General features: G+C 71.1%; 22 protein-coding genes and 1 pseudogene. 19 read left to right on the forward strand and 4 right to left on the reverse strand.

Annotation, left to right across the window (positions count from 1 at the left end; translation table 11 throughout):
* Window positions 1-19: 19 nt before the first annotated feature.
* Window positions 20-1207 (reverse strand): acetyl-CoA C-acyltransferase family protein, encoded by a 1188-nt coding sequence (locus tag N4G63_RS05450; RefSeq protein ID WP_260785713.1) that lies wholly within the window; start codon window positions 1205-1207, stop codon window positions 20-22.
* A gap of 305 nt (window positions 1208-1512) precedes the next feature.
* Here N4G63_RS05450 and N4G63_RS05455 point away from each other — a divergent pair, with 305 nt between their 5' ends.
* The gene (locus tag N4G63_RS05455) at window positions 1513-4599 is read left to right on the forward strand and encodes a response regulator (protein WP_260785712.1); all 3087 of its coding nucleotides are present in this window, start codon (window positions 1513-1515) and stop codon (window positions 4597-4599) included.
* Window positions 4600-4622: 23 nt separating this feature from the next.
* Window positions 4623-5744 (forward strand): beta-ketoacyl-ACP synthase III, encoded by a 1122-nt coding sequence (locus N4G63_RS05460; protein ID WP_260785711.1) that lies wholly within the window; start codon window positions 4623-4625, stop codon window positions 5742-5744.
* Window positions 5745-6524: 780 nt separating this feature from the next.
* Here the strand turns inward: N4G63_RS05460 and N4G63_RS05465 are convergent.
* Window positions 6525-7193 carry a flavin reductase family protein gene (locus N4G63_RS05465; RefSeq protein ID WP_260785710.1) on the reverse strand — a complete coding sequence of 223 codons (669 nt, stop codon included), beginning with the start codon at window positions 7191-7193 and terminating at the stop codon, window positions 6525-6527.
* Between the two features lie 103 nt (window positions 7194-7296).
* Here N4G63_RS05465 and N4G63_RS05470 point away from each other — a divergent pair, with 103 nt between their 5' ends.
* From N4G63_RS05470 to N4G63_RS05525, 12 genes and pseudogenes are all read left to right on the forward strand, one after another.
* Complete coding sequence (locus N4G63_RS05470; RefSeq protein WP_260785709.1) at window positions 7297-8223, forward strand: LysR family transcriptional regulator; 927 nt, start codon at window positions 7297-7299, stop codon at window positions 8221-8223.
* A gap of 179 nt (window positions 8224-8402) precedes the next feature.
* Entirely contained in the window at window positions 8403-9107 is a 705-nt protein-coding gene (locus N4G63_RS05475; RefSeq protein ID WP_314599429.1) for a substrate-binding domain-containing protein, read from the forward strand.
* A 94-nt stretch (window positions 9108-9201) separates the two neighbouring features.
* A complete protein-coding gene (locus tag N4G63_RS05480) occupies window positions 9202-10230 on the forward strand; it encodes an amidohydrolase family protein (protein WP_314599430.1) in 1029 nt (342 codons plus the stop codon).
* On the forward strand, window positions 10227-11237 hold the full coding sequence (locus tag N4G63_RS05485) for a tripartite tricarboxylate transporter substrate-binding protein (RefSeq protein ID WP_314599431.1): 1011 nt from the start codon (window positions 10227-10229) through the stop codon (window positions 11235-11237). The genes N4G63_RS05480 and N4G63_RS05485 overlap by 4 nt, the downstream gene beginning before the upstream one ends.
* A gap of 56 nt (window positions 11238-11293) precedes the next feature.
* Window positions 11294-11977: a 4-carboxy-4-hydroxy-2-oxoadipate aldolase/oxaloacetate decarboxylase gene (gene ligK, locus N4G63_RS05490; protein ID WP_260785707.1), complete on the forward strand. Its 684-nt coding sequence runs from the start codon at window positions 11294-11296 to the stop codon at window positions 11975-11977.
* Window positions 11978-12017: 40 nt separating this feature from the next.
* Window positions 12018-13013 carry a Bug family tripartite tricarboxylate transporter substrate binding protein gene (locus N4G63_RS05495; RefSeq protein ID WP_260785706.1) on the forward strand — a complete coding sequence of 332 codons (996 nt, stop codon included), beginning with the start codon at window positions 12018-12020 and terminating at the stop codon, window positions 13011-13013.
* 35 nt (window positions 13014-13048) lie between these two features.
* Window positions 13049-13855, forward strand: a pseudogene (locus tag N4G63_RS05500) (NAD(P)-dependent oxidoreductase); the annotation flags it as partial.
* Between the two features lie 261 nt (window positions 13856-14116).
* Complete coding sequence (locus N4G63_RS05505) at window positions 14117-15049, forward strand: amidohydrolase family protein (protein ID WP_260786677.1); 933 nt, start codon at window positions 14117-14119, stop codon at window positions 15047-15049.
* A gap of 79 nt (window positions 15050-15128) precedes the next feature.
* Entirely contained in the window at window positions 15129-16859 is a 1731-nt protein-coding gene (locus tag N4G63_RS05510; protein ID WP_314599432.1) for a tannase/feruloyl esterase family alpha/beta hydrolase, read from the forward strand.
* Between the two features lie 136 nt (window positions 16860-16995).
* Window positions 16996-17403 (forward strand): protocatechuate 4,5-dioxygenase subunit alpha, encoded by a 408-nt coding sequence (gene ligA / locus N4G63_RS05515; protein WP_260785704.1) that lies wholly within the window; start codon window positions 16996-16998, stop codon window positions 17401-17403.
* Window positions 17403-18269, forward strand: coding sequence for a class III extradiol dioxygenase subunit beta (locus N4G63_RS05520; RefSeq protein WP_260785703.1), 867 nt, complete (start codon window positions 17403-17405; stop codon window positions 18267-18269). Before ligA ends, N4G63_RS05520 begins: the two co-directional genes overlap by 1 nt.
* Complete coding sequence (locus tag N4G63_RS05525) at window positions 18270-19229, forward strand: Gfo/Idh/MocA family oxidoreductase (RefSeq protein ID WP_314599433.1); 960 nt, start codon at window positions 18270-18272, stop codon at window positions 19227-19229.
* Here the strand turns inward: N4G63_RS05525 and N4G63_RS05530 are convergent.
* Together N4G63_RS05530 and N4G63_RS05535 are read right to left on the reverse strand one after the other, a co-directional pair.
* Window positions 19216-20652: a sensor histidine kinase gene (locus tag N4G63_RS05530; protein ID WP_260785701.1), complete on the reverse strand. Its 1437-nt coding sequence runs from the start codon at window positions 20650-20652 to the stop codon at window positions 19216-19218. The two genes, N4G63_RS05525 and N4G63_RS05530, sit on opposite strands and share 14 nt — an antisense overlap.
* The gene (locus N4G63_RS05535) at window positions 20639-21325 is read right to left on the reverse strand and encodes a LuxR C-terminal-related transcriptional regulator (RefSeq protein WP_314599434.1); all 687 of its coding nucleotides are present in this window, start codon (window positions 21323-21325) and stop codon (window positions 20639-20641) included. The genes N4G63_RS05530 and N4G63_RS05535 overlap by 14 nt, the downstream gene beginning before the upstream one ends.
* A 244-nt stretch (window positions 21326-21569) precedes the next feature.
* On the opposite strand from N4G63_RS05535, the gene N4G63_RS05540 reads away from it, so the two are divergent.
* From N4G63_RS05540 to N4G63_RS05560, 5 genes are all read left to right on the forward strand, one after another.
* Window positions 21570-22292 carry a PEP-CTERM sorting domain-containing protein gene (locus N4G63_RS05540; RefSeq protein WP_260785699.1) on the forward strand — a complete coding sequence of 241 codons (723 nt, stop codon included), beginning with the start codon at window positions 21570-21572 and terminating at the stop codon, window positions 22290-22292.
* A gap of 284 nt (window positions 22293-22576) precedes the next feature.
* Entirely contained in the window at window positions 22577-23608 is a 1032-nt protein-coding gene (locus tag N4G63_RS05545) for an aldo/keto reductase (protein ID WP_260785698.1), read from the forward strand.
* Window positions 23601-24563: an AEC family transporter gene (locus tag N4G63_RS05550; protein WP_314599435.1), complete on the forward strand. Its 963-nt coding sequence runs from the start codon at window positions 23601-23603 to the stop codon at window positions 24561-24563. Before N4G63_RS05545 ends, N4G63_RS05550 begins: the two co-directional genes overlap by 8 nt.
* A gap of 69 nt (window positions 24564-24632) precedes the next feature.
* Window positions 24633-25217: a helix-turn-helix domain-containing protein gene (locus N4G63_RS05555; protein ID WP_314599436.1), complete on the forward strand. Its 585-nt coding sequence runs from the start codon at window positions 24633-24635 to the stop codon at window positions 25215-25217.
* A gap of 21 nt (window positions 25218-25238) precedes the next feature.
* A complete protein-coding gene (locus N4G63_RS05560; protein ID WP_260785696.1) occupies window positions 25239-25766 on the forward strand; it encodes a GNAT family N-acetyltransferase in 528 nt (175 codons plus the stop codon).
* Window positions 25767-25770 lie beyond the last annotated feature (4 nt).

Here is a 25770-nt window from a genome sequence, read left to right on the forward strand (position 1 = left end):
GCGACTCAGAGGGGAGGGCTCAGGTTCGTTCGATGATCGCCGCGATGCCCTGGCCGCCGCCGATGCACATGGTCACCAGCGCATAGCGGCCACCGGTGCGGTGCAGCTCGTAGATCGCCTTGGTGGTGATCACCGCGCCGGTGGCGCCGATCGGGTGGCCCAGCGAGATGCCCGAGCCGTTCGGGTTGACCTTGGCCGGATCGAGGCCCAGCTCCTTGACCACGGCGCAGGCCTGGGCGGCAAAGGCTTCGTTGCTCTCGATCACGTCGAGATCGGCCACCGACAGGCCGGTGCGCTCGAGCAGCTTGCGCGTGGCCGGCACCGGGCCGATGCCCATGATCGTGGGCTCGACGCCGGCATGCGCATAGCCCACCAGCCGGGCCAGCGGCTTCAGGCCCTGGGCCTTGACCGCATCGCCGCTGGCCATCACCACGGCGGCGGCGCCGTCGTTGATGCCCGAGGCATTGCCGGCGGTGACGGCGCCGTCCTTCTTGAACGCCGGCTTCATCTTGCCCAGCGTGTCCATCGTGGTGTCGGCCTTCACATGCTCGTCGGTGTCGAAGGCCAGCTCGCCCTTGCGGGTCTTGAGCATCACCGGAACGATCTGCTCCTTGAAGCGCCCGGCGGCGATGGCCGCGGCGGCGCGGCGGTGGCTCTCCACCGCCAGCTCGTCCATCTGCTGACGGCTGATGCCGTACTGCTCGCCCACGTTCTCGGCCGTGATGCCCATGTGGATCTTGTGGAACGGGTCGTGCAGCGCGCCCACCATCAGGTCGATCATCTGCACATCGCCCATGCGCGCACCAAAACGGGCCGAAGGCACCAGATAGGCGCCGCGCGACATCACCTCGCAGCCGGCGCCGATGGCCACCTCGGCATCGCCCAGTGCGATCGACTGCGCCGCCGAAACAATGGCCTGCAGGCCCGAGCCGCACAGGCGGTTGACGTTGAAGGCCGGCACCTCCTTGGGCAGGCCGGCGTTCACCGCGGCCAGGCGGCTGAGGTAGCAGTCGCGCGGCTCGGTGGTGACCACCGTGCCCATGGCCAGGTGGCCCACCCGCTCGGGCGCCACGCCCGAGCGCTCGAGCGCGGCCTTCACCACCAGGGTGGCCAGATCGGTGGGCGCGGTGTCCTTCAGGGCACCGCCGAAGGTGCCGATGGCGGTGCGCGCGGCGGCAACGAAATAGACCTCACGGGGCAGGCTCATGGCTGTCTCCTCAACATGGATGGGAACCCCCAGCTTAGAAGCCGCAAATTGCAGTGACCTGACAACTTACGCACAGGATTGAAGATAACGTCCATTTGACGTGTGCTTGATCGCACGTGCGGCGCCTGTGCCACCTAGAGTGAAGGCCGAGCGTGCCGGTCGGTCACGTGGTCAATGCCCGTTGCGGGTGCGGAGGAGGGGATGCGGTTGCCAGCAGGGCCAGGCGCGTGGGCGGTTTTTCAGGCAGCTCAAGGCATGGCGGCAGCCGCCCGCAGTCAGACTGCCACGGGCCCGGGGTGCTGCCCTTGAGCCGCCGCAAGTTCGGGCCCGATGGCGTGGCCGGCCACAGTGCGCGCCGCATGCGCATCACGCTGCTGGCGGCTGCGCTGGCCGGCGGTGGGGCGCTGGCCGGTGCGCTGTGGCTGGGCCGTCCGGGCTGGGTGGCCGCCCTGGCGGTGGTGGCCGGCCTGCTGCTGCTCGATCTGGGCGTGATGCTGTTGCGCCGCCGCTTCGAGCGGGCCCGCAGCCGGGCGCATGGCCTGGCGATGGAGGCCTGGCAGCGCCAGCTGTTCGACGGCATGGGCGACGGTGTGCTGGTGCTGCGCGGCGAGCGCCTGCTGTTCCACAACGCGGCGTTGGCGCAGCTGTTCGGCACGGCCGCCAGCGCCGTGGCCCTGGGCCCCGAACACCTGGCGCAGCGCCTGGCACCCGAGCACCGCCCGCTGTGGCGGCAGATCTGCCAGCGCCACCGCGATCAACCGGGCCTGCCGCCCGCCGCCGCGGCCCATGCCGGTGCAGCCATGGATGCCGGCGTGCGCCAGCACAGCCTGCGTCTGTTGCCGCGGCCCGCGTCGGGCGACGCCGAGCCGCTGACGAAGGACGTGGCCGAGCCGGCGCCCGCACCCGACGCAGCCGCCAGCGACGGCGCACGCTGGCTGCAGCTGCAGGAGCAGCCCACCTGGCTGGGCGGCGAGGCCGCCACGCTGTGCATCGTGCGTGAGCTGGCAGCCCCGCCGCACAGCCCCTTGCCCGAGCCGCGCCACCGCATCCGCACCGAGCCCGAGGCGCGCCCGCCCGAGCGCACCGGCGCGCTGGCCCAGACGCTGGCCGCCCTGCGCGACAACGAGGCCTTCTTGCGCACCGTGGCCGACAACATGCCGGGCCTGATCGGCTACTGGGACGCCGAGCAGCGCTGCCGCTTTGCCAATCGCGGCCACCAGCGCTGGTTCGGCCTGACGCCCGAGCAGATGATCGGCCGCCGCGCCGACGAGGTCTCGAGCGCCGAGGTGTACACACCCCTGCGCCCGTTCATCGAGGCCGCGCTGGCCGGCCGCGCGCAGCACTTCCAGCACGACCTGCAACGCCGTGACGGCAGCCGGGCCACGGTGTGGATCCAGTTCATCCCCGATCTGCAGGGCGACAGCGTGTGCGGTCTGTTCGTGCTGGTGACCGACGTGACCGAGCTGCACCAGACCGAGCAGCGGCTCGAGCGCGCCAACGCCGAGCTGCTGCGCGCGCGCGACCGCGCCGAGGCCGCCAGCCGGGCCAAGACCGATTTCCTGGCCAACATGAGCCACGAGATCCGCACGCCGATGAACGCCATCATCGGCCTGAACCACATGCTGCTGCGCGAGCTGGCGGGCACCCACCACGAAGACCGGCTGCACAAGCTGGGCGCTGCCGCCGGCCACCTGCTGGCGGTGATCAGCGACGTGCTCGACTTGTCCAAGATCGAGGCCGGCCGGCTCGAGCTGAGCGAGGCCGAATTCGCGCTCGACGATGTGCTGCGCCGCGCCATCGATCTGGTCATCGAGCCGGCGCGGGGCAAGGGGCTGGAGCTGCTGGTCGAGGCCGGCACGCTGCCGCTGCGGCTGCGCGGCGATGCCACCCGCCTGTCGCAAGCCCTGGTCAACCTGCTGGGCAACGCGGTGAAGTTCACCGACCAGGGCTGGGTGCGCCTGCGCGTCGAGGCCCTTGATCCGGCCCAGCCGGGCAGGCTGCGCTTCACGGTCACCGACACCGGGCCGGGCATCGCCGCGGCGCAGCAGGCGCAGCTGTTTGATGCCTTTGTGCAGGCCGATGCCAGCCTCACCCGGCGCCATGGCGGCACCGGCCTGGGCCTGGCCATCAGCCGCCGCATTGCCGAGGCCATGGGTGGCGAGGCCGGGCTGGAAAGCCTGCCCGGCCAGGGCAGCAGCTTCTGGTTCACGGTGCGCCTGGCCGTGGCGAGCGACGCCGCGCCGCTGCCCGCGCTGCGGCTGGCCGGCCCGGCGCTGGTGATCGACGACCTGGGCGCCACCCGCCACGCGCTGCGCCACATGCTCGAGGCCGCCGGCGCCACGGTGCGCGCCGTGGGCCAGGCCGCCCAGGCGCAGGGCGTGCTGGCCGGTTCGGTGCATCCGGCGGTCGTGCTGATCGACGCCGAGCTGCCCGAGCCCCAGGCGGTGGCCAACGCGCCGGCCGGCCACGGCCGCCAAGACCCCAACCCGGCCACCCCGGCCTGGCGCAGCCTGCTGCCGCTGGCGCTGGGCGAAGGCCGGCGACCCATCGTGCTGCTGCTGACCGGCCGCGACCCCGCCGCGCTGCAGGCCCGGGCGCTGGCCAGCGGCGCCAGCGCCGTGCTGGCCAAGCCGGTCTTGCCGCTGGCGCTGCGGGCGGCGCTGGGCCAGGCCGTGCCGGCTGCGGCAGCAGTTGCCGCTGCGCCTGCGGTTGCGGCTGGCCCCAACGCAGGGGCACCAACAGCGCCGCTGCAGCCAGCACGCACCGCCGGCCCGTTGCCGTGGCCACCGCGGCCCGCCCGGCCGCACAACAGTGCAGACGACCTGGCAGACAAGCTGGCGAATGAGCAGGGGCGCGAGCAGGGGCGCGAGCCATGGGGCGAGCACGAGGGCGACGAACTGGCAGGATTCGACTCTGCCGATTCAGCCGACAGCATGCGCCGCGCCCTGGCGTTGCAGTTCGACGGCCTGCGCGTGCTGCTGGCCGACGACAGTGCACTGAACCTCGAGGTGGGCGCGGCGCTGCTGGCCTCGGTGGGGCTGATGGTCGACCAGGCCGGCGGCGGCGAAGAGGCCGTGGCCCTGGCTGCCGACACCGCCTACGCCGCGATCCTGCTGGATGTGCAGATGCCGGGCACCGACGGGCTGCAGGCCGCGCAGCGCATCCGCGCCATGGCCCACCATGCCCACACCCCGGTGATCGCGATGACCGCCAGCGTCAGCGCTGCCGACCGGGCGCGCTGCCTGGCCCATGGCATGAACGACCATGTCACCAAGCCGGTGGACGCCCGCACGCTGTACACCACGCTGCAGCACTGGCTGCGGCTCGGGCCCGAGCCCGCGCCCGAGCCGCCGCAGCCCGGACGCTACGGGCCGCCCCGGGTGGCGCGCTGAAGGCCGCGGCCTACACTGACGGCATGAAAGACGTCGTCATCTCCGGCACCGGCCTGTACCGGCCGCCCCACACGATCACCAACGAAGAATTGGTGGCTTCCTACAACGCCTATGCCGATCTCCAGAACCAGCAGCACGCGGCGGCCATTGCCGCTGGCGAGCGCCAGGCGCTGGTGCATTCGAGCGTTGAGTTCATCGAGAAAGCCTCGGGCATCCAGCAGCGCTACGTGATCGCCAAGGAAGGCGTGCTCGACCCGCGGCGCATGAAACCGCACTTTGATCCGCGCCCCGACGACCAGATCTCGCTGATGGCCGAGATCGCGGTCGATGCCGCGGCCAAGGCGCTGGCGGCCGCCCAGGTGGAGGCCGGCGAGATCGACGCGGTGTACTGCGCAGCCGCCAACATGCAGCGCGCCTACCCGGCGATGGCCTGCGAGATCCAGGCAGCGCTGGGCGCCGGCGGCTTCGGCTTCGACATGAACGTGGCCTGCTCGTCGGCCACCTTCGCGATCGAGCAGGCCACCAACGCCGTGCGCACCGGCAGCGCGCAGCGGGTCTTGATCGTCAACCCCGAGATCACCTCGGCCCACCTCGAGTGGCGCGACCGCGACTGCCATTTCATCTTTGGCGACGTGTGCACGGCCGTCATCGTGGAAGCCGCCGACACCGCCCGCTCGTCCGACCGCTGGCAGGTGCTGGGCACCCGGCTGGCCACCAAGTTCTCGAACAACATCCGCAACAACGCGGGTTTTCTCAACCGCTGCGAGGACACCGACCCCGACGCCCGCGACAAGACCTTCATGCAGGAAGGCCGCAAGGTGTTCAAGGAAGTGGTGCCGATGGCCGCCGCGCACATCGAGGGCCACCTGGCGGCGCTGGGCCATTCGCCCGCCCAGGTGCGGCGCTACTGGCTGCACCAGGCCAACCTGGGCATGAACCAGCTGATCATCAAGCGCCTGGTGGCTGGCGAGGTGGGCGACGACCTGGCGCCGATCATTCTGAGCGAGTACGCCAACACGGCGTCGGCGGGCTCGATCATCGCCTTCCACCATCACCACGGCGATCTGGTGGCGGGTGATCTGGGGGTGATCTGCTCGTTCGGGGCAGGCTATTCGGTGGGCAGCGTGATCGTTCGCAAGCAGTAGTTTTGGCTTGGGTTGGGGTGCTGGTGTTGAGCTGCCCAGGGGTGGCTTGCCTCGGTTGGTGCGCCAAAGCCGTGGGCGGGCAGGACGCAGCGGGCCACTGAAGCGGTCGGCCCGGCGGGCCGACTCCCCGGCACTGAACGGCTTGCCGGCCGCGCCGTACATTCAGCTCCGCCTGCCTGCGGCCGGCTGCGCACAGGTCCGGCGAGTCAGAGGGTCGATGCGCGCCTGCGGCGCGCCGGCCGCCAAACCGTCCAGCCCCGGCGCTTCACAGGCCCGCCGCGGCCTGCCCGTCCACGGCTTTGCGAGGCATGGGGGCTGGGCACGAACGCTTGGCGAGGCGCTGCTGGCCGCTGTGTGCTGGCCGTTGGGTGCTGGCCTTTGGCCGTTGGCTGTTGGCTGTTGGCCGGACGCGCGCCACCGTGGTGTGAGCGATCGGGCCGGGCAGCGGGTGCGGCGGGCCGTGGGAAGCGGCGAGGCGCGCAGGCCCGAGGGCGGCGTGGGCCGGCGCAGCCGGACCGCGCTTCGTGCAACTGACTCGCCGGACCTGTGCGCAGTGCGCCGCAGGCGCACGGAGCTGAATGTACGGCGCGCCCTCGGGCCGAGCACCGCAGCGCAGTCGCCGCAGGCGACCGCTTCCGTCGGCCCGCCGCACCCGCTGCCCGGTCCGATCGCCGGCTCGATCTCCGAAAGCCATACCCCCCAAGCCAAACACCCACACGCCAAGCCCCCCAAGCCAAGCGCGAAACGCCCGCAAGCCGACCGCGAAACGCCAGAGATCCCTCAGCGATACACCCCATCCCACCCCGCCGCCGGCAGCTCGGCACTCAAACCATCCGCGCTGGCCAATGGCCGGTTCATCTCGAAGATCTGCGCCGGGCCCACTGTGGCGTAGTCCATGTAGCCCAGGCGCAGCAGCGGCTCGGTGGCGGCGATGTCGAAGCGGCCGTCGCGCACGAAGTCGTCGTTGAGGTAGATGCCCACCACCTGGCCGATCACCAGCGTGTAGCTCGACTCGGCACCCGGCTTGTGCGGCGGCAGGGCCATGGTCTGCCACAGCCGGCACTCCAGCGCGGCAGGCGCTTCGGCCACGCGCGGTGCGGCAATGAAGCGCGACGGCGCCGCGGTCAGCCCGGCCAGTTCGAATTCGTCAACGCCGGGCTTCACCGGTGCCGAGCTGAGGTTCATCGCGTCCATCAGCGCCCGGGTGGCCAGCGAGCAGGTGAACTCGCCGGTGTCGAGCACGTTGCGCAGGCTGTCCTTCAGGCCGCCCGATGAAAACACCACCATGGGCGGCCGGTCGCTGATGGCGTTGAAGAAGCTGTAGGGTGCCAGGTTGCGCTGTCCCTGCCGGTTGACGGTGCCGATCCAGCCGATGGGCCGCGGCGCCACCAGGGCCTTGAAGGGGTCGTGCGGCAGGCCGTGGTCGCGGCTCAGGGCGTCGTAGTGCATGGCGGGGCGGGGTAGTGAGGGAAGGGGGCTTGGGGACGCAGGGCCGCCAGTATCCCGGCGCCCGGGGGCCGGGTGCGTCGGCTGCGGGACAATGCGCCGCGCCGTGAACCTCAAGCAACTCGAATACTTTGTGCACGTGGCCGAGCTGGGCAGCTTCAGCAAGGCCGCGCTGGTGCTCGACATCGCCCAGCCCGCGCTCAGCCGGCAGGTGCGCGCGCTCGAGACCGACCTGCGCGAGACCCTGCTGCTGCGCAACGGCCGCGGCGTCACGCTGACCCAGGCCGGCCAGCGCCTGTTCGAGCATGGCACGGCCATCCTGCAGTCGGTGGCGGCGGCGCGCAACGACATGGGCGCCTCGCGCGATGCGCCCACCGGCCGCATCACCGTGGGCCTGCCGCCCACGCTGAGCCGGCAGCTCACGCTGCCGCTGGTGGATGCCTTCCGGCGCCGCTGCCCGCTGGGCCGGCTGGCCATCGTGGAGGGTCTGTCGAGCCACATCGTCGAGTGGATCACCACCGGCCGGGTGGACGTGGGCCTGATGTACAACCCCGAGGCCCAGCCGGCGCTCGAGATCACGCCGGTGCTTGAAGAACCGCTGTGCCTGGTGTCGCCGGCCAGCGCGTCGGGCGGCACGGCGGCCAGCGCCGCACCGCTGCGCCAGCTGCCCGACTACCCGCTGATCGTGCCCGAGCGTGGCCACGCGGTACGCCGCCTGCTCGAAACCCGGGCCGCGCTGGCCGGTGTGCGGCTCGACATCGCGTGGGAGGTGTCGAGCATTGCCGCCATCGTCGAGTTGGTGTGCGCCGGCCATGGCCACGCGGTGCTGCATGCCAGCGCCGTGACCGCCTCGGGCCGGGCCGATCAGTTGCTGGTGCGCCCGCTGGTCGAGCCGCGCCTGGCCACCGTGCTGTGCCTGGCGGCCTCGGCGCACAAGCGCGCCAGCCCGCTGATGCGCCAGACCAGCCGCCTGCTGGTGGAGCTGGCCCGCAGCCTGTCGCAGGGCGCGGCCGCGCAGTCGCAACCCGGCTGAGCCGCTGGCAGGCCAGCACGGCCGCAAGAGGGGCGTGCGCGGCGCCCAGGGCATGGCCATGCTGGCATGCCGATGCGGCATAGCTGCTATCGCCAGCCATGCCTTTGCGGCGTGGCGGTGCAGGACAAGAATGCGCGCACCCTGCAGCACCACCGGTGGTTGTCGCCACCGCCCGCGCCATGTCCAGCACCCCCCCTGCGCCCGTGATCCGCGGCATCTCGTCGATGGCCACCCGCGCCATCCTGGGCGAACTGGCGCAGGACTGGCAGCGGCGCAGCGGCCAGGCGGTGGCCATCGAGTCGGTGGGTGGGGTGGACGCCGCCAAGCGTGTGCTGGCCGGCGAGGCCTTCGATGTGGTGATCCTGGCCTCGGACGCCATCGACAAGCTGCTGGCCGCCGGCCGCCTGCTGGCCGGCAGCAAGGTGGATCTCACCCGCTCGGGCGTGGCCGTGGCCGTGGCCGCCGGCGCGCCGCAGCCCGATCTGTCCAGCGAGGACAGTGTGCGCGCGGCCGTGCTGGCGGCGCCCAGCCTGGGCTATTCCACCGGCCCCAGCGGCGTGGCGCTGGCCAGGCTGTTCGAGCGCTGGGGCATTGCCCAGCAGATCGCGCCGCGCATCGTCACGCCGCCGCCCGGCGTGCCGGTGGGCCAGCTGGTGGCCCGCGGCGAGATCGCGCTGGGCTTTCAGCAGCTCAGCGAGCTGATCGCGCTGCCGGGCATTGCCGTGGTCGGCCCGCTGCCGCCGGCCATCCAGATCGACACCGTGTTCTCGGGCGCCGTGTGCGCCGACAGCACCCGGCCCGACGCCGTGCGCGCACTGCTGGCCGCCATGGCCGCACCCGAGGCCGCTGCCACCAAAGTTCGCCACGGCATGGCTGCCGCCTGAGCTGGGCCACAAGCGCCACACGAGCGCGTTCTCTCTCTCTTCTTCTGTCTGTTCCTTCTCTTCCTTCCACGCCCAACCCCGAGCGAGGCACCGCATGATCATCGACGTTCACGGCCACTACACCACGGCGCCCAAGGCGCTGGAGAACTGGCGCAACCAGCAGATCGCCGGCATCCAGGACCCGGCCCTGATGCCCAAGGTGAGCGACCTGAAGATCAGCGACGACGAGCTGCGTGAAAGCATCGAGCTGAACCAGCTGGCCAAGATGCGCGAGCGCGGCAGCGACCTCACCATCTTCAGCCCGCGCGCCAGCTTCATGGCGCACCACATCGGCGATTTCAACGTCAGCAGCACCTGGGCGGCCATCTGCAACGAGCTGTGCTACCGCGTCAGCCAGCTCTTCCCGGACCATTTCATCCCCGCGGCCATGCTGCCGCAAAGCCCGGGCGTCGACCCGGCCACCTGCATCCCCGAGCTGGTCAAGTGCGTCGAGCAGTACGGCAACGTGGGCATCAACCTCAACCCCGATCCGTCGGGCGGCCATTGGACCTCGCCGCCGCTCAGCGACAAGAGCTGGTACCCCATCTACGAAAAGATGGTCGAGTACGACATCCCGGCCATGGTGCATGTCTCGACCAGCTGCAACAGCTGCTTCCACACCACCGGCGCGCACTACCTCAACGCCGACACCACGGCCTTCATGCAGTGCCTGACCAGTGACCTGTTCAAGGACTTCCCCACGCTGAAGTTCCTGATCCCGCACGGCGGCGGTGCGGTGCCCTACCACTGGGGCCGCTTCCGTGGCCTGGCGCAAGAGCTGAAGAAGCCGCTGCTGCAGGAGCACCTGCTCAACAACATCTTCTTCGACACCTGCGTCTACCACCAGCCGGGCATCGACCTGCTGACCAAGGTGATCCCGGTGAAGAACATCCTGTTCGCCAGCGAGATGATTGGCGCGGTGCGCGGCATCGACCCCGAGACCGGCTTCTACTACGACGACACCAAGCGCTACATCGAGGCCAGCACCCTGCTCAGCGCCGAAGAAAAGCAGCAGGTCTACGAAGGCAACGCACGCCGCGTGTTTGCGCGGCTGGATACCCACCTGAAGGGCAAGGGCCTGTGAACCCCATCATCACCCCCCGCGCGCTGCCGCGCACCCCCCGGCGCCTGCTGCTCACCGGGCTGGGCCTGGCCGCCTGCGGCTGGGCCAGCGGGGCCTGGGCACAGGCCGCACCGTTTCCCAGCGCGCCCATCCGCATCCAGGTGGGCTACTCGGCCGGCGGCGCGGTGGATGTGGTGGCCCGCGCCGTGGGCCAGCGCCTGCAGGCCGACCTGGGCCAGGCGGTGATCATCGAGAACAAGCCCGGTGCGGCCAGCAACATCGCGGCCAAGGCCACCATCGCGGCAGCGGCCGACGGCCACACCCTGATGATGGCCGCCAACGCGGTGACGGCCAACATGACGCTGTTCCAGCCGCCGCCCTACGACCTGGAGAAAGACCTGGCGCCGGTGGCCCTGATCGGCCGCGTGCCGGTGGTGGTGGCGGTCAACCCGGCCAGCCCCTACGCCAGCCTGGCCGAGCTGCTGGCCGCTGCCCGCGCCAAGCCCGAAGCGGTGGCCTATGCCACGCCGGGCAATGGCTCGACGCCGCACCTGGCCATGGAGCTGTTTGCCGTGGCGGCCAAGGCCCAGATGCTGCACGTGCCCTACAAGGGCGGCACGCAGGCGCTGACCGACGTCATCGGCGGCCAGGTGCCCGTGGTGGCGGTGAACGTGCTGGAGGCGCTGCCGCACATCCGCAGCGGCCGGCTGCGCGCCGTGGCCGTGCTGAGCGCGCGGCGCTCCGGCCTGCTGCCCGAGGTGCCCACCCTGGCCGAGAGCGGCTTTGCCGGCTTTGAAGCCTCGGTCTGGTACGGGCTGCTGGCGCCCGCGGCCACGCCGGCGCCGGTGCTGGCCCGGCTGAGCGCGGCTGCGCTGAAGGCGGCGCAGTCGCCCGAGGTGCGCGAGCGCCTCAACGCGGCCGGTGGCGAGGCCACGCCCATGGACGCACCGGCCTTCGCCCAGCACCTGCGCGCCGAGCGTGAGCGTTATGCCCGCCTGATCACGGCCCACAAGATCAAGCCCGACTGAGCGGCCGCCGGGCCCCCGGCCAGCCGCCGATCCACCATCTACTCAAGGTTCTCACCATGTACGAACTCGGTGTCGTCTACCGCAACATTTCCCGCGCCGACCGCGCCACCACCGACGCCCTGGCCGCCCTCGGCAGCGCCACGGTGCACGAGGCCATGGGCCGGGTGGGCCTGCTCAAGCCCTGCATGCGGCCCATCTATGCCGGCGCCCAGGTGTCGGGCACGGCCGTGACCGTGCTGCTGCACCCGGGTGACAACTGGATGATGCATGTGGCGGCCGAGCAGATCCAGCCGGGCGACATCGTGGTGGCGGCCATCACCGCCGACTGCACCGACGGCTACTTCGGCGACCTGCTGGCCACCAGCTTCCAGGCCCGCGGTGCGCGCGCACTGGTCATCGACGCCGGTGTGCGCGATGTCAAGGAGCTGACCCGCATGGGCTTTCCGGTCTGGAGCAAGGCCATCAGCAGCAAGGGCACGATCAAGGCCACGCTGGGCTCGGTGAACATCCCGGTGGTGTGCGCCGGCATGTGGGTGACGCCCGGCGACGTGATCGTGGCCGATGACGACGGCGTGGTCTGTGTGCCGCGCGCGCGTGCCGCCGACACCCTGGCCGCCGCCCAGGCGCGCGAGGCCAATGAAGGGGCCAAGCGCGAGAAGCTGGCCGCCGGCGTGCTGGGCCTCGACATGTACAAGATGCGCGAACCGCTGGCCGCGGCCGGCCTGCGCTACATCGACTGACCGCACTGCCTTTCTTTTCTGACCTTTGCACCGACGCCCGATGAACCGCTCTCTCCCCATCTCCCGCCGCCTGGCCCTGGCCAGCCTGGGCCTTGCCGCCTCCCTGGGCCTGGCCCTGCCCGCCGCGGCGCAGGACTTTCCCACCAAGCCGGTGCGCATCACCACGCCGTTTCCGGCCGGTGCCGGGCCTGAAGCCGTCTTGCGCATCCTGGCCGAGAAGCTGCAGAAGAAGTGGGGCAAGCCGGTTGTCGTGGAGAACAAGCCCGGTGGCAACGGCTTCATCGCCATCGACGCCTGGAAGCGCGCCAACCCCGATGGCCATGAGCTGATCCAGCTCGACAACGTGCACCTGGTGGCCTACCCGCACCTGTTCAAGAAACTGCCGTACGACCCGGTGAAGGATTTCGATCCGCTGCTGCCGCTCTTTCGCACCTACTTCTTCGTGGCCGTGGGCACCGGCAGCAAGTACCGCACGGTGGCCGACATCCTGGCCGATGCCCGCGCCAACCCCGGCAAGCTGAACTACGGCTCGTGGTCGGTGGGCAATCCGGTGCACCTGGGCTCGGCCCTGCTCGAGGCCGGCACCAACACCGAGATGCAGCACGTGATCTACAAGGAAACCTCGATGCTCTACACCGGGGTGGCCAATGGCGAGCTGAACTGGGCGCTGGGCTCGCTGGCCACCGCCGGCCCGCTGTACAAGGGCGGCAAGCTCAAGTTCATCGCGGTCACCGGCCCCAAGCGCCACGCCGCGTTCCCCGATGTGCCCACGGTGGCCGAATCGGGTGGCCCGGCGGGTTATGAGGTGACCGGCTGGACGACCATTGCCGCACCGCGCGGACTGCCCAAGGCCGTGACCGACAAGATCACCAAGGACATCGCCGAGGCCCTGGCCGAGCCCGACCTGAAGGAGCGTTATGCCACCTTCGGCTACGAGCTGTTCCCGTCCACCCGCGAGCAGCTGGCGGCCACCATCGCCCAGCAGTCGGCGGTGTATGCCGACGTGATCCGCCGCGCCAAGGCCGCGCTCGACTGAGCCCGGCGCGCCCGCCCATGCCCGAGGTGAGCACCATGCCCCACACGTTGCCCGATCCGCGTCACTGGCGCATCGGCCTGGTCGGTTACGGCGAGGTTGGCCGCATCCTGGCCGAAGACCTGCGCGCCCAGGGCCTGCAGGTCAGCGCCTGGGACCGCAAGCTCGACGATCCGGCCATGGCCGGGCCGCTGCGCAGCCATGCCCAGGGCCTGGGCGTGCGGCTGTGCGCCGATGCGGCCGGGCTGGCGCGCGAGGCCGACTTCATCGTCAGCGCGGTCACTGCCAGCCAGACCGTGGCGGTGGCCGAGGCCTGTGCGCCCGCGCTGCAGCCGGGTGCGTTTTTCCTCGACTTCAACTCGGCCTCGCCCGGCGCCAAGCAGCGTGCCGCGGCCCTGGTCGATGGCGCCGGCGGGCGCTACGTGGAAGGCGCGGTGATGACCAGCATCCCGCCCTACCGCATCCGCGTGCCGCTGCTGCTGGGCGGTGCCGCCGCCACCGAGCTGAGCCCGCTGATCAACCTGCTGGGCTTTGCCAGCCGGGTCAGCAGCGAGCGCCTGGGCGTGGCCAGCGCCACCAAGATGTGCCGCAGCGTGATGATCAAGGGCCTGGAGGCCATGGTCATCGAAAGCTTCACCGCGGCGCGCCACTACGGTGTGGAAGACGCGCTGATCGCCAGCCTGCACGAGACCTTTCCGGCCATTGACTGGGACAAGCAGGCGGCCTACTTCTTCCAGCGCGTGATCGAGCATGGCCGGCGCCGCAGCGAAGAGGTGCGCGAGGTGGCCGTGACCGTGAAGGACGCCGGCCTGACCCCCTGGAGCGCCAGCGGCACCGCCGAGCGCCAGGCCTGGGTGGCCGATCTGGCGGACGAGGGCCTGTTCGGCCCCAAAGGCACGCCGGCCTTTGCACGCAGCGCCGACTGGCGCGTGGAAGCCGACCGCATCCTGGCGGCTGCGGAGGCCGACCGCATCCTCGCGGCTGCGCAGGCCGACCGCGGCCAGGCCCCACAGAACCCGGGAGCGGGCCAAGCGCCGGGCCGCTCCCAAGCTGGCCCGCATCCCCTCGGGGGATCGGGCGATGTACTCATCGAACGAGAGGCACCCATGAACAAGCCCTGCTCGGGTGATTTCACCAAGACCGCCGGCTGGCTCGACTGGTACAGCGGCCCGGCCCGGCCGCGCTTTCAGCTGCCGGCCGGCGCAGTGGATGCACATTGCCATGTGTTCGGCCCGGGTGGCGAATTCGGGTTTGCGCCCGAGCGCAAGTACACGCCCTGCGATGCCGGCAAGGCCCAGCTGTTTGCGCTGCGCGACCACCTGGGTTTTGCCCGCAATGTGATCGTGCAGGCCACCTGCCACGGGGCCGACAACCGCGCCATGGTCGATGCCTGCCTGGCCAGCGGTGGCAAGGCCCGCGGCGTGGCCACGGTGCGCCGCAGCATCACCGACGACGAACTGCAGCAACTGCATGCCGCCGGCGTGCGCGGCGTGCGCTTCAACTTCGTCAAGCGCCTGGTCGACTTCACGCCCAAGGACGAGCTGCTGGAGATTGCCGGGCGCATTGCCCGGCTCGGCTGGCATGTGGTGATCTACTTCGAGGCGGTGGATCTGCCCGAGCTGTGGGACTTCTTCACCGCGCTGCCCACCACGGTGGTGGTTGATCACATGGGCCGGCCCGATGTCGGCCAGCCCGTGGACGGGCCCGAGTTCAGCCTGTTCCTGAAGTTCATGCGCGAACACCCCAATGTCTGGAGCAAGGTCAGCTGCCCCGAGCGCCTGTCGCTCACCGGCCCCCGGGCCTTGCAGGGCGAGCAGGCGGCCTACCGCGACGTGGTGCCCTTTGCGCGCCGGGTGGTCGAAGAGTTTCCTGACCGCGTGCTGTGGGGCACCGACTGGCCGCACCCCAACCTCAAGGACCACATGCCCGACGATGGCCTGCTGGTCGACTTCATCCCGCACATCGCCGTCACGGCCGAGCTGCAGCACAAGCTGCTGGTGGCCAACCCCATGCGCCTGTACTGGCCCGAGGAAGCTTGACGCCACCCGAAGCCGCCTGGCCGCCGCACCGGGGCTGAGCGCTCTGCAAGACCCCAACCGAACTTTCTGGAGACACGCCATGGCCCTTCGCCTCATCGTCACCACCGCGGCCGCTGCCGCCGTGCTGGCCGGCTGCTCGCTGTGGCCGCCCAGGTCCGTGATGCCCGACAGCAGCGCCGGTGGCGCGGTGCCGCTGCGCGACGTGGCCGACACCTGCCGTGGCCTGGCCGGCCAGACCATCGAGCCGGGCCTGATCGGCGCCAACGCCAAGCTGGCCAGCGGTGCCGCGCGCATCGACTCGGCCACCTGGCAGGCGGCGGCCCCGCTGGCCGTGGCCGAGCGCGGCCCCACGCCGGCGGCCCTGATCACGCCGGCCACGCCGGCCTACTGCAAGGTGCTGGGCCAGATCGCGCCGGTGGACCTGAAGGCACCGCCCATCCTGTTCCAGATCAACCTGCCGGCGCAGTGGAACGGCCGCTCGGTGCAGTATGGCGGCGGCGGTTTCAATGGCACCCTGATCAGCGGCCTGGGCCTGCTGCCGGCGGCGCGCTTCGACCAGCCGGCCCCTCTGGCGCGCGGCTATGCCACCTATGGCACCGACTCGGGCCACCAGAACAAGCCCGGCGAGCCGCCGCAGACCTTTGCCCTCAACGACGAAGCCGCGCTGAACTTCTTCCACGCCTCGTACAAGAAGGTGCGCGACGTGGCGGTGGTGGTGATGGGCCGCGCCTATGGCCGCGGCCCCGAGAAGCTGTACTTCGCGGGCAGCAGCGAAGGCGGGCGCGAGGGCCTGATGATGGCCCAGCGCTATCCGGCCGACTTTGACGGCGTGTTTGCCCGCGTGCCGGTCTTGCACTGGACCGGCCTGCAGTTTGCCGGCACGCGCAACGGCGTGGCCACCATGGGCGAGGGCTGGATCCGCCCGGCCCAGGTGAAGCTGGTGCACGAGGCCGTGCTGGCCGCCTGCGACGCCAGCGACGGCCTGGCCGATGGCCTGGTCAGCGACGCCGCGGGCTGCCGCGGCCGTTTTGATGTGATGCGCCTGCGCTGCGGCGTGGGGCAGGGCGGCGACAGCTGCCTCAACGACGCCCAGCTCAAGGCGGTGCAGACCCTGCACTCGCCCTACCGGTTTCCGTTCACGCTGGCCAACGGCCTGACCGACTACCCGGGCTGGGGCGTATCGGGCGAAGACACGCTGAGCTACGGCCCCACCGGCGGCTGGAGCACCTGGTGGCTGGGCAAGGCCGCACCGGCGGTGCCGCCGGCGCCCGACAACAGCATTGCCTGGGTCTACGGCGCCGGTGCGCTGCAGTACGTGTATGCGCGCGATCCCAAGATCGACCCGCGCCAGGTCACGCCCGAGAAGTACGCCGCCCGGGTGCGCGAGGTGTCGGCGCTGATGGACGCCACCAACCCCGATCTGTCGGCCTTTCACGCCCGCGGCGGCAAGCTGATCGTGCTGGAGAACATGGCCGACTACGCCCAGAGCCCGTATGCCGGCATCGGCTATGTCGAGTCGGTGCAGGCGCGCATGGGGGCCCAGAAGACGGCCGAGTTCGTGCGCCTGTTCACCGCGCCGGGTGTCGACCATGTGGGCAGCGGTGCGCCCTCGCAGGTGGACATGCTGCAGGCCCTGGCCGACTGGGTGGAGAAGGGCCGCGCACCGGCCCAGCTGCAGTTGGTGCAGCAGGCACCCAAGGCACCGTTCACGGTGCAGCGCGCCCATCCGCTGTGCGAGTGGCCGGCCTGGCCGCGCTACCAGGGCAGCGGCGACGCCAACGCGGCCAGCAGCTTTGCCTGCACGCGCTGAACATGCGGCGCCCCCACCGCTTTGCCCCTGCCGCCATGGCCACGCACGTGGCCGCTGCGCGGCCCCGGGGCCACCAGCCCCCGGGCGCCGCCCGGCAGGGCTGAGCCCCGACCCCATTCCCACAGGAGGCCTGCCCATGGCACTCGACAAACCTTATCAAGACATCCCCGGCACCACGATCTTCGATGCCGAGCAGTCGCGCAGGGGCTACTGGCTCAACCAGTTCTGCATGAGCCTGATGAAGGCCGAGAACCGCGAACGCTTCAAGGCCGACGAGCGGGCCTACCTCGACCAATGGGCCATGACCGAAGAGCAGAAGCAGGGCGTGCTCACGCGTGACCTGAACCGCTGCATCGCGGCCGGCGGCAACATCTACTTTCTGGCCAAGATCGGTGCCACCGACGGCAAGAGCTTCCAGTACATGGCCGCCAGCATGACCGGCATGACCCAGGAGCAGTACGCGGCCATGATGCTGGCCGGCGGCCGCTCGGTCGAAGGCAACCGCAGCCGCGGTGAACAAGCAGCGAAGAAGGAACAAGCCTGATGGCCAAGATCACCGCCAGCGTCTACACCTCGCATGTGCCGGCCATCGGCGCCGCGCTCGACCTGGGCAAGAGCAGCGATCCGTACTGGCAGCCGCTGTTCAAGGGCTACGAGCCCAGCAAGCAGTGGATGCGCGACAACCGGCCCGATGTGGTGTTTCTGGTCTACAACGACCACGCCACCGCGTTCAGCCTGGAGATGATTCCCACCTTCGCGATCGGCTGCGCGGCCGAGTTCAAGCCGGCCGACGAGGGCTGGGGCCCGCGCCCGGTGCCGGTGGTGCAGGGCCACCCCGAGCTGGCCTCGCACATCGCCCACAGCGTGATCCAGGACGAGTTCGACCTGACCATCGTGAACCGGATGGACGTCGACCACGGCCTGACCGTGCCGATGTCGCTGATGTTCGGCCAGCCCGAGGCCTGGCCGGTCAAGGTGATCCCGTTCGCCGTCAACGTGGTGCAGTACCCGGTGCCCTCGGGCAAACGCTGCTTTGCGCTGGGCCAGGCCATCCGCCGCGCGGTGGAGAGCTTTGATGAAGACCTCAACGTGCAGATCTGGGGCACCGGCGGCATGAGCCACCAGCTGCAGGGCGCGCGCGCCGGCCTGATCAACCGCGAATGGGACAACGCCTGGCTCGACCAGATGATTGCCGACCCGCAGGCCTGCAGCCAGGTGCCGCACATCGACTACGTGCGCGAGGCCGGCAGCGAGGGCATCGAGCTGGTGATGTGGCTGATTGCGCGCGGCGCCATGGCCGATGTCAACACCGACCGGCCCGGCGGCGCCAGGCCCACCGTCAAACACCGCTTCTACCATGTGCCGGCATCGAACACGGCCGTGGGTCACCTCATCATGGAGAACCAGTAAATGTCCAGCAAGATCAAGGTTGCACTCGCCGGTGCCGGCGCGTTCGGCATCAAGCACCTCGACGGCATCCGCCACATCGCCGGGGTGGAGGTGGTCTCGCTGATCAGCCGCGATCTCGACAAGACCCGCGAGGTGGCCAGCCAGTACGGCATCGGCCATGTCAGCACCGAGCTGGCCGACAGCTTGGCGCTGCCCGAGGTTGACGCGGTGATCCTGTGCACGCCCACGCAGATGCATGCGCAGCAGGCCATCGCCTGCATGAAGGCCGGCAAGCATGTGCAGGTCGAGATTCCGCTGTGCGACCTGCTGGCCGAGGGTGAAGAGGTGCTGCAGGTGCAGCGCGAAACCGGCAAGGTGGCGATGTGCGGCCACACCCGGCGCTTCAACCCCAGCCACCAGTGGGTGCACCACAAGGTGCAGGCTGGCGAGTTCAACATCCAGCAGATGGATGTGCAGACCTACTTCTTCCGGCGCAGCAACATGAACGCGCTGGGCCAGCCGCGCAGCTGGACCGACCACCTGCTGTGGCACCACGCCGCGCACACGGTGGACCTGTTCGCCTACCAGTGCGGCAGCCCGGTGGTGAAGGCCAATGCCATCCAGGGCCCGATCCATCCCACGCTGGGCATCGCGATGGACATGAGCATCCAGCTCAAGGCCGCCAATGGCGCGATCTGCACGCTCTCGCTGAGCTTCAACAACGACGGCCCGCTGGGCACCTTCTTCCGCTACATCGGCGACAGCGGCACCTACATCGCCCGCTACGACGACCTGTTCAACGGCAAGGAAGAGAAGATCGACGTGAGCCAGGTGGCGGTGTCGATGAACGGCATCGAGCTGCAGGACCGCGAGTTTTTTGCCGCCATCAGCGAAGGCCGCGAGCCCAATGGCAGCGTGGCCCAGGTGCTGCCCTGCTACCAGGTGCTGCACCAGCTCGAGCAGCAGCTCAAGGTCGGCTGAGCGGCACCGCCGCCGCCACCGCCAGCAGCGGCAGCTCGCAGGCAAAGCAGCTGCCCTGGCCGGGCACGCTGTGCACCTGCAGCTCCAGGCCCAGGCGCTGCGCGTGGCGGCGCGCAATCGCCAGGCCCAGGCCCACGCCGCGCGCGGCGCTGCGCCCGGCCTGCGGCACCTGGTAAAAATCATCGAACAGGCGCGGCAGGTGCTCGGGCGCGATGCCGATGCCGGTGTCGCGCACGCTCAGGCGCACCCGGCCGGCACTGCCGGCACTGCCGACACCTCCGGCAAGTCCGGCACTTCCGGCACCTCCAGGGTTGCCGCTGCCGGGTGGGCTTCCGCCGGCTGGCGCCGCGGCATCGGCCACACGCTGCAGGCTCAGGCTCACCTCGCCACTGGGGGTGAACTTGAATGCGTTGCCGATGATGTTGTCGAAGATGCGGCGCAGGCCGGCCTCGCTGCTGTGCACCTGCGGCGCGTCGAGTTGCGGGTCGATCTCGAGCGTCAGCGCCAGGCCGCGTGTCTGGGCCTCGGGCTGCCAGGCCTCGGCCAGGCTTTGCAGCAGGCCCGACAAGGCCACCGGCGCCGCGGCCTCGGCGGGGCCTTCGGCCGCGCCCGGCGCGTCGAGCTGGCCCACCTCGAGCAACTGCGCCAGCATCGGCTCGGTGCGCGCCACGGCGCGGGCCAGGCCGGCGCCGATGTCGGCCAGCGTGTCGTGCTGCAGCTGCCGGGCATGCTCGAGCACCGCCTCGCCATACCAGCGGATGGCGCCCAGCGGCTGGCGCAGATCATGGCTGGCGGCCATGAAGAACTGGCTGCGCGCATGCACGGCCGCGGTGGCACGGTCACGCTCCAGGCGCAGCGCCGTGGCGGCCTCGCGTTCGCGGCGCAGCAGCGCGCCGTAGTCGCGCACATAGCTGCCCAGCAGCCCGAAGAACAGCAGCACCAGCAGCGCGATGCCCCAGCCCTCGGGGCCGCCGCGCGCCAGCCACAGGCCGGCCAGCGTGGCGCACAGCGGCAGGGCCCACAGCAGGTACAGCCGCAGCAGGCCGGCCAGGTTGGACACGCCACCCACCGTCAGGCCCAGCAGCACCATGCTCACCAGGTACTGGCTCTCCTGGCTGGCGTAGCCGGCGCACAGCAGCAGCGGCACCGGCTCCAGCAGGCCCATCAGCAGCAGCCAGCGGCCCATGCTGCGCAGCTGGGCCGGGGCCGGGGCCTGCGCGGCCAGGCGCCGGGCACGGGCACTGCGGGCCAGGTTCACCGCGGTCACGGCGCACCACCAGGCCGCCGCGGCCAGGCCCACGCCCTGTTGCCACAGCAGCCCGGCCACCAGCGCGTGGGCCAGCGCCACCGGCAGCAGCGAGCGCCGCACCTGGCCGCGCGCGGTGGCCAGCTGCGCCAGCAGGGCGGTGTCAGTGCTGGCCATTGTCCTCGGGCGACAGGGCGCGAAACACCGCCTCGCCACGCCGGTTGACGCCCACCGCCGCCAGCACGCCGCGAACATGGCTGCGCACCGTGTTGAGCGACAGGTCCAGCGTGCGCGCGATCTGCTTGTCGCCGGCGCCCTGCACCATGATCTTCAGCACCTCGGCCTGGCGCTCGGTCAGCTCGGGAAAGCGCAGGCGCAGCGCCTCGGTCTGCAGCCCGTCATCGGCGCTGGCGGGCTCGCGGCGTGCGGCGGCGCGGGCCCGCGCCTGCGCGGCATCGTCGGGCCAGGCGGTGCCGCCGGCCAGCACCGTGTGGATGGCCGCCACCAGGGCGGCACCGCTGGCGCTCTTGGGCACATGGCCGGCCAGTCCCAGGCGGTGCACCCAGTCCTTGCAGCGCTGCGGGTCTTCGCCCGAGACCAGCAGGATCGGCGCGCGCGAGCCGGCCCGGCGCAGTGCCTCGACCACGCCCTGGCCGTCAATCGGCTGGCCGCGCCCGTCCACCAGGTGCCAGTCCAGCAGCACCAGGCGGTAGGGCACGGTGGCCACCAGCTGCAGCGCCGCGGGCAGGTCGCTGGTCTTGTCGATGCTCAGGTCGGGCAGCGCCACTTGCAGGTAGGCGTCCATGCCGTCCAGCACCAGTTGTTCGTCGTCGATCAGCAGCGCGCGCATGGTTCACCTTGGCCGGCATCGGGTGGAGGGCAGGGCGCGGCCACCCGGCCAGGCCGCAGCGGGCATGGTCGCGCGAATGCGTGGCCCGCGCCTCACGATCTTGCGCGATCGGCCGGCGGGCACTGGTGCGCGGCGTCACCGCGTTCAAGGGGGTGGCACGCCGCCTCATGCATCTGCGCGATGCGCCCCTGCACGTGCCGCCCGAGCATGGCGCTGATCGATTCACGAGGCAGGAGGACTGATCATGAAACAAGCCAGAAACGCGCTCACGGCGCTGGCCATGGCCGCCGGCATCGGGCTGGGCTTGAGCCTGGGCACAGGCACGGCACAGGCCGGGCAGCAGCTCATCGAGTTTGATGCACCGGCCGAGGGCCTGGCGGCGGTGGCCGCCACCTACGGCCTGAGCGTCAGCGGTGGTGTGGCCGATGCCAGGGTGGTGGGTGGCCAACTGCTGCTGTACGGCACCGGTGGCCTCAACGGCCACCTGGTGTTCGACGGCGCGCCGGGCGACTTGCGATTCGAGTTCGACACCTGGATCACCGGCGCGCCGGGCAATACGAATGTGGGCTTCACCACCGGCAACCAGGTGTTCTTCATCCACCCGGGTTACTGGGACAAGTACCAGGTGCCGAACCTGGGCCTGAGCGGCAGCCTGGGCTTCACGCCCGACGAGAACATGCTCACCCACTTCTCGGTGGACATCAGCGCCACCGGCCACGTGAGCGTGGTGATCCAGAACAATCACCTGGCGGCCATCGTCGAGTTCAACGACACCGCCTATGTGCCCGGCGTTTCGCGCCCCGGCCTCACCGTCGGCTCGGTGCCGGGCCACTGGGTGATCTACGACAACCTGGTGATCACCACGGTGCCCGAGCCCGGCACCGCCGCACTGTGGCTGGGCGCACTGGCGCTGCTGGCCGCTGTGCAGCGCGCCCGCCGGCGCAGCGGCGCCACGCCGCCAGGCTGAGCGCACCGCGCGGGGCTGAACCCATGGGGCCAGGCCGGGCGTGCGGCCCGGCCGGGCCGGGCCGTCAGGCGCGTGTTGGCACAGGGCCGTCATGCCCGTTTCCGCTCTGGCGCGCGCAGGCGCCATCGGGCGCGGCAAAAACGCCCGCGCGCTGATCGCCATTGCCCAGGCCGGCGCAGTCGGCGGGCCGGCTTGATCGGCCAGAATCGTGGCCATCCCCCGTAGCCGAGTTGTCGATGTCCGCCAGTCCTGCCCCCGCGCAACCCTCTCCTGTGCCCCCGCAAGTGCTCCCCGCGCGACGCATCGGCCCGTTCGAGGTCTCGGCCATCGGCCTGGGCTGCATGAACCTCAGCCATGCCTATGGCGCGCCGGTGTCGGCCGAGCAGGGCGAGCGCGTGCTGCTGGCGGCACTCGATGCCGGGGTAACGCTGTTCGACACCGCGGCGCTGTACGGTTTTGGTGCCAACGAGTCACTGGTCGGCCGCGTGCTCAAGCCCCATCGCCAGCGCATCACGCTGTGCAGCAAGGGTGGCATGACCGGCCAGCCGGTGGGCCCCGGCGGTGCGCTGCAGCGCGTGATCGACGGCCGCCCGGCCAGCGTGCGCCGCGATGTCGAGGCCAGCCTGCAGCGCCTGGGCACCGAGGTGATCGACCTGTACTACCTGCACCGCTGGGACAAGCAGGTGCCGATCGAAGAATCGGTGGGCGAGATGGCGCGGCTGCAGGCCGAGGGCAAGCTGCGCGCGCTGGGCTTGAGCGAGGTGTCGACCGCCACGCTGCGCCGGGCCCATGCCGAGGCGCCGATTGCCGCGCTGCAAAGCGAGTATTCGCTGTGGAGCCGCAATGCCGAGCTGGGCACGCTGGCGGCCTGCGCCGAGCTGGGCATCGCCTACGTGGCCTTCAGCCCGGTGGCGCGCGCCTACCTCACCGGCACCCTGCGCGATGTGAGCGGCTTTGACGCCAAGGACATCCGCCGCGCCATGCCGCGCTTTACCCCCACCAACTACGCCAACAACCTGGCCCTGCTGGAGGCTTATGCCGCGCTGGCCGGCGAGGCCGGCTGCAGCATGGCCCAGCTGGCAATGGCCTGGCTGCTGCACCGCGGCCCGCATGTGCTGCCCATTCCGGGCACGACCCGCGTCGATCACCTGCACGAGAACCTGGGCGCCGCCGGCGTGGCCCTGCCGGCCGCGCTGATGGCCCGATTGGACGCGCTGTTCACGCCCCAGGCCATCCACGGTGCGCGTTACAACGCCACCAATTCGGCCGAGGTCGACACCGAGGAGTTCGGCGCGGGTTCAGCCACCGGTGCTTGAGCTGCTGAACCTCACCGGGCCGATCTTTGCGCTGATCGGCCTGGGCTGGCTGGGTGTGCGCGCCGGCCTGTTTGACCGTACCCAGCTGCCTGCGCTGGGCCGCTTCGTGATCGGCTTCTGCATCCCGGCCATGCTGTTGCGGGCGCTGGGCCAGCGCGATCCGATGGAGGTGGCCAACGGCCGCTACCTGCTGGCCTACGCGGCCGGCTCGCTGCTGGCGCTGGGCGCCGGCCTGCTGTGGGCGCGCAGCCGCGGCCAGCCACGCGAGCGCGCCGCCATGTCCGCCATGGGCATGAGCTGCTCCAACTCGGCCTTCGTGGGTTTTCCACTGGCCCTGCAGCTGGTGGGCCCCGAGGCCGCGGTGGCCTTTGCGCTGACCATGGTGGTCGAGAACTTCCTGATGATGCCGCTGTGCCTGGCGATTGCCGATTCAGCCGCCGCGCAGCACGAGCCGCTGCACCGGGCCATCGTGCGCGCCGGCTGGGGGCTGCGCAAGAACCCCATCGTGCTGGGCCTGGTGGCCGGTGTGCTGCTGGGCGGGCTGCGCACACATGCCGGGCTGGCCCTGCCGCAGGCACTGCAAAAGGCCGTGGAGCTGATGGCCAACGCCTCGGCCGGGGTGTCGCTGTTCTACATCGGCGGTGCGCTGGTGGGCCTGGAAGCCGGCCAGGGCCTGAAGACCCACGTGGCCGCCGTGTCCGCCGGCAAGCTGCTGCTGCATCCGCTGGGCGTGGCCGCGGCGCTGTGGCTGCTGGGGCCCATGCCACTGCCGCTGGCCTGGTCGGCCGTGGTGCTGGCCGGGGCGCCGATGCTGGGCATCTACCCGATCCTCGGCCAGCGCTACGGGCTGCAGGCGCTCAATGCCGCGTGCATGCTGGGCGCCACGCTGGCGTCCTTTGTCAGCCTGGGCGGGCTGATCGCCTTGCTGCGCCTGGTCTGGGGCCCGCCGCACTGACACCCGGCCCGGGTGCTTGACGCGCTAATCCATCATGCTAGATGATTGATCCAACATGATGGATGCAACATGGTCGATGACAACAGCCTGAACCAGCGCCTTGCCGCGCGCGTGCGCCAGCTGCGCCAGGCCGCCGGCCTGTCGCTGGACGGCCTGGCCGCGCGCTGCGGTGTGAGCCGCTCGATGCTGTCGCTGATCGAGCGTGGCGAAACCAGCCCCACCGCCGTGGTGCTGGAGCGTGTGGCCCATGGCCTGGGCCTGGCCCTGGCCGAGCTGTTTCAGGCGCCGCCCGGCGCTGCACCGCCGCCGCCCGTGGCCCGCCGCGCCGAGCAGGCCGAGTGGACCGACCCGGGCTCGGGCTACCGACGCCGCAGCCTCACGCCACCGGGCGTGGACACCGTGCTGCAACTGGTGGAAGTGCGGTTTCCGCCCGGCGCCCGGGTGGCCTACGAAACCGGTGCCCGCGCGCCCGCGGTGCAGCAGCAGGTGTGGCTGATGGCCGGCACGCTGCAGATCACCGTGGGCCCGGTCACCCACCAGCTGGCCGCCGGCGATTGCCTGGCGATGCGCCTGGACGCCCCCACCGCCTTCTACAACCCCGGCCACGAGCCCGCGCAGTACCTGGTGGCCGTGGCCACGCTGCCGGCCCGCTGAGCCGTGCCCGCAGGAACCCCCATGACCCCCGCCCCCTTCACCGTGCATGAACTCGGCCGCCCCGACAGCACCGACCTGAGCGGCCTGGCCGAGCTGCTGCTCGATTGCGTGGCCGGCGGCGCCTCGGTGTCCTTCATGGCCGACCTGACGCCGGCCCAGGCACAGGCCTTCTGGCAGGGCGTGGCCGACGATGTGCGCGCCGGCCGCCGCGCCCTGCTGGTGGCGCGCGATGCTGCCGGCGACATCGTCGGCACCGTGCAGCTGGTGCTGGCGCAGCCCGACAACCAGCCCCACCGCGCCGATCTGGCCAAGATGCTGGTGCACCGCTGCGCCCGCCGCTGCGGCCTGGCCGAACGCCTGATGCGCGCGGCCGAGGCGCTGGCACACCAACGCGGCAAGACCCTGCTGGTGCTCGACACCGTGACCGGCGGCGACGCCGAGCGCCTGTACGCCCGCCTGGGCTGGCAGCGCGTGGGCGTGATCCCCGGCTACGCGCTTTGGCCGCAGGGCGGGCTGTGCGCCACCACGGTGTTCTACAAGCCACTCTGACGCA

Origin of the sequence: Aquabacterium sp. OR-4 (assembly GCF_025290835.2) — a bacterium.
Lineage (GTDB): Bacteria > Pseudomonadota > Gammaproteobacteria > Burkholderiales > Burkholderiaceae_C > Pseudaquabacterium.